At 53.6% G+C, this 4,353-nt stretch carries 4 protein-coding genes; all 4 read right to left on the bottom strand.

Going from position 1 to position 4,353, the window contains the following annotated elements; genetic code table 11:
- Nucleotides 1-327, bottom strand: a 327-nt coding sequence (locus tag M6F29_RS11345) for a GNAT family N-acetyltransferase (protein WP_298159941.1), incomplete at its 3' end; no start/stop codon positions are given.
- A 192-nt stretch (nucleotides 328-519) separates the two neighbouring features.
- Nucleotides 520-1,092, bottom strand: coding sequence for a S26 family signal peptidase (locus tag M6F29_RS11340; RefSeq protein ID WP_298159939.1), 573 nt, complete (start codon nucleotides 1,090-1,092; stop codon nucleotides 520-522).
- Nucleotides 1,089-3,014 carry a type IV secretory system conjugative DNA transfer family protein gene (locus tag M6F29_RS11335; RefSeq protein WP_298159936.1) on the bottom strand — a complete coding sequence of 642 codons (1,926 nt, stop codon included), beginning with the start codon at nucleotides 3,012-3,014 and terminating at the stop codon, nucleotides 1,089-1,091. The genes M6F29_RS11340 and M6F29_RS11335 overlap by 4 nt, the downstream gene beginning before the upstream one ends.
- 71 nt (nucleotides 3,015-3,085) lie before the next feature.
- On the bottom strand, nucleotides 3,086-4,353 hold a 1,268-nt coding region (locus tag M6F29_RS11330; RefSeq protein WP_298159933.1), incomplete at its 5' end, for an ArdC family protein.

Here is a 4,353-nt window from a genome sequence, read left to right as displayed (position 1 = left end):
CAGACGGGAACCAATCTGTTGGCCCCGATGCGCTGGTCGGACATACAATTCCGGGATGGTCCCAAATGCGCCTTCGGCATAAAGAGCATAACTTTCATAGAGTGCAATGAATCCTGCCATGGACCCACTGTGATCACGAGCCACAAAAACAAAATATTTCTCGCAACTGAGGAAGTTCGTGAGCCGGGCAATTGTTTCACTGAGATCGAAATTGAATGCCCGAATTCCAACAGCACTCATGATTTCAGCCAGCAACTCGCCAACCATTACGGCGACTTCTTGCGCATCATCGGCAGTGGCTCTTTGTATGGTGTTTTCTTCTCTCATGTTTCCAGGTCAATCACATTGCTGTCCAAAACAGCGTAAATCCACAGGGTGAAGCCTTGATCTGACGCGGGTTCTGGACAGATAGGCCTCATATCGAGAAAATTCTACCTCTATTCCCAACTTTTTACAGGGGGGATTTACCCTTCGTTCATCAGATATTTCAGGTTTTCCCTTTTGAGAGTTATTCTGGAATCACCATGTTTGCATAAAACCCGTTTTATTTTCAAGCCATAACATGCGGATCTGGCTAGGTTTGATTAGCCCCCAATACCGGCTATCAAAACTCTGCGCCGCTTGTTCTGGCTGGGCTCCGCTCCCGTACACCCAGTACTGTTTCGGCCCCAATGTGATCGTGCCAGATTGATGCGGCAGAGTTACCCAAGGAAATTGCTTTGATCTTTCCACCTGATTGCTGTAGGGCAACTGGCGATGATTGATCAGAACCCCATTGGAACTGACCTCAATGACATCTCCCGGCACCCCTGCAATGGTCTTGAACATGGGCATCCCTCCGTTCAGGCAATTTCCACGCATATAAAAAGGAAACCGCTCCGGGGTCACTGCGTCGGGCGGACAGAACTCAACCCGGCTCCCCCGTAGGATCACCAGCCCTGGGCGCATGGGTTCCATGCGATACAGGCCCAAGGGTTCGCTTTCGGTCAGGTTGATGCGCCAGCCCGACTGTTGAATTGTGACGGCTGTCATGGCCATCAGGATCAGGATACCCACGGCCACATAAAGTCGCCGCACCGTACCCGCATTCATACTTTTCGCCCAGTCGTGATGGATGCTCCCAACTTGATGCGCTCACTCAGGGCCGCATCCTGGTAATACCTGATTTTCTGGCAGTACACCGGGGCATATCCCGCCACGAAGACCAGTTCATCGTCTGGAGGCAGACGCATGCACTCGTCAGCAGTGAGTAGTGGCCGTTGAACGATCTGTTCATTGGTGTTGACATGCTGGAGCACCACGGCCAGCCGATTCCCGGAATACTGACGCTGGGTATGGCTTACGGTGGATTGCCCGGCCATCTTCGAGAGCAGTTCGGCGGTTTCGATTTTGTTGGGAGCATACGCAATCCTGATGTGGCAGTTACTGATGATGGATTCGTCTTTGCCATAGGCGGCAAACAACTGGCTCAGGTCCTGCACGATCAGCAACGCCTTGAGCCCATACCCCGCAATAAAAGCCAGCGCCTCCTGAAAAATATCCAGTTTCCCCAGGCTGGGGAATTCATCCAGTACCAGCAACAGTCGGTGAGGGTAGCGACTCTTGCTGGCCCCACCGGCATCAAAATTCATGCTTTCCGTCAGTCGTCTGACGACCTGGTTGATGATCAGACGCAAGAGCGGTTTCAGCCGGTCCTTGTCACTGGGGGGTACCACCAGATAAAGCGCCGTTTTCTCAGTAACCATCTTGCCGTCCATATCAATCCCACCCATGAGGCTTTCCAGGGTGAAATCCGAGACTCGCGTGTTGTTGGCAACGATGGGATCGCGATATAGGGACAGAAAGGATAATGCCGTGGAAAGTACCCCAGATGCCTCATTCGGAGCCTTGTTCAAAAAAGACTGGCTCGCCTGGGCGACAGCCTCCCAGCCAGTGGCCAAGTGGGAGTTGGTAGCAGTTTTGCATTTCTCAGTGGCTTTGTTCCGGATATAGGTCATCACGGCCTGGGAGCCTACGATTGGTTTTTCGCCATCTTTCAATTGGCTTGCCGCTTCCTGATTGGCAATGTCACTGATAGGCCCCCCATCGGATAATATGGCCTGAACCGTGTGCAGACAGCGTAATCGGACGTCTGGTCCTTGAGGTTCCCAATACAGCAACACAAACAGCACAACCCCAGTCATCAGGTCGAAGCCGGTCTTGGCCCAGTGATCGTTGAGTCCCTTGCCGTCCGGATCCACAATCATGGTGGCGATGTTCTGGACATCCTTGATCAGATTGGCATCGAGCCGGATTTCCTGTAACGGGTTGAACCGTGCAGACTCTTCAGAGGTGGGGTCAAACTTGATGACCCTTTGTCCCAAAACCTTTTGACGGAATCCGCTGGTCAGTGCCCAGTTTTCACCCTTGATGTCGTGGACCAGCACGGACTGATCCCAGGAAAGTAAGGTGGGAATCACGATTCCCACCCCTTTGCCGGACCTGGTCGGGGCAAATACCATCATGTGTTCCGGGCCCTTGTGCCTCAGGTACTGCACATTTCCCTTGTCTTCAAAGGCACCGAACAGAACGCCACCCTTGTTATGCTTGTCGGGAAGAATTCCTGACTTCCTGACTTCCTCGGCTGTGGCCCAATGGGCGGAACCATGCAGATCATTGGTTTCAGCATCCGCCTTGCGCGTCCGGCGATACGCCAACGCCACGGGCAGAACCAGCGAGAAGAATCCGCCCACTCCCATGATGAGGTGTGCATGGGTAAAGATTTCCATGACTGGTATGCCGTAATCCAGCCGGTCATACTTCCAGGTCCAGACCAGAATATCGAAGGGGAAGTAGGTATAGGGAGCCATGGTCTGCCCAAGCGCAGGATCAAACCCCAGTTTCCAGGCGGCATATTCAGTGGCAGCCCAGCAGGATAGCAAAACGATCATGGCAAACAGACCCAAACCCACCCAGACAAAGCGGGTGATGTCCTGTTGCGTCTTGGGGATATGGTAGAGGGTATCCTGACTCACTGAATTACTCCAAAAAAAGGCCCGTGTCTGAGGGGGGACAGACGCGGGCAAGAGGAGACGGGATTGCGCTTTCAGCGTCCCAGGTCAAGATCATTGTTATGGGTGTATCGATGCGTGACAGGCTGTGGCATGGGCACACGCTCCTTTTCGGCTTGTTGTATTTGCAGCCGTCCATCGTTCCCCACCGCCAATTCAACATGGCGCTCCTTCATCCCCAATAATTCGCTCATCGGTTGATAGTCATGCCGATGGGCAAGAACAATGCCTTTGTCCGTTTGCAGTTCTGCGGCAATGATGTGTTGTGGGTTTAAGGTATCCGAGATATCAAAGAGCTCCAGAATTTCTCCGTTGACGCCAGGCTCTCCAGACTTGAGCACGAATGGCTCACGCGATAAAAAAGGTGCTGGGGGTTTATCAACCACCCCACGCCCTATCATCTTTCCGTTTGCTTCCAGCGTCGCGGTACGACTATCGTTGGCGGTGAGGACAATGTTCTTGCCACGCAACGTGGCAGCGGCTTCAACGGCACCCTCGAATCCGTCAGACTCCCCCGCCCCGAACAACCCCCGGTAATTCGCCAATGATAAACCATCGGGGGATCGCACAACTGTCACCTCTCCATCGGGCTCGCGGACAAACAGTTCTTTCGCCTTGTGACTGATGTCCACCAGCGTTCCCTCGATGTGCGCATGCTCGGTATCGCGTACCCCGAAGAACTTTTCCCGCTTCGCATCGCGTATCTGCCCTCTGTCTGATTCCCTGGTCTGGCCGATCTGCAATTCCTGTTCCCTGGCCAGAACATAATCCACGGCTTTTTCAGCCTCAGACGCAGCCCTGAAGATTTCATGCTTGTCCTTCCGGAGCACATCGGCCCAACTTTGGACATACGCCTGGTGTTGAGTCATGTCGTGAGGAATGCCAGTTTGTACCGCCATGAAGGCACTGAAAATCTCGGCCCGAAGTTCTTCCCTGGCGTAGCCCTCCGATCCAAACCGATGTCCACCGGTAATTCCATCCCGGTTCAGGCGCTGGGCAGCGCCGGTAGCGTGGCCGATTTCGTGCAAGGCCGTGCCATAGTACCCTTCCACCGATTTGAAATTCTCGCGAGGCGGTAATGAGACTTCATCGCGACTGGGCGAATAAAACGCATGTTGTGGATGCTCGGCAAAACCTAAGCCATCTTTCTTCATGGCTTCCATGATCTGTTCGGCCCTCTGGCTGGTCGGGATCTTGTGATCAGGTAGAGCCAACGGGGGAATTGTTTCCAGACCGGTACACTGCTCCACATTGAAGACCACATAGGCCCGGGCCACAAATCGGTCGAGAGTCTTATGGGCCT

The sequence above is a fragment of the Ferrovum sp. genome (genome assembly GCF_027317285.1).
Taxonomy (GTDB): domain Bacteria; phylum Pseudomonadota; class Gammaproteobacteria; order Burkholderiales; family Ferrovaceae; genus Ferrovum.
This window is presented reverse-complemented; position numbering and strand designations above follow the sequence as displayed.

Coding starts and splice junctions, on each gene's coding strand:
- M6F29_RS11340 (WP_298159939.1), bottom strand. CDS start 1,092: ATGAATGCGGGTACGGTGCGGCGACTTTATGTGGCCGTGGGTATCCTG.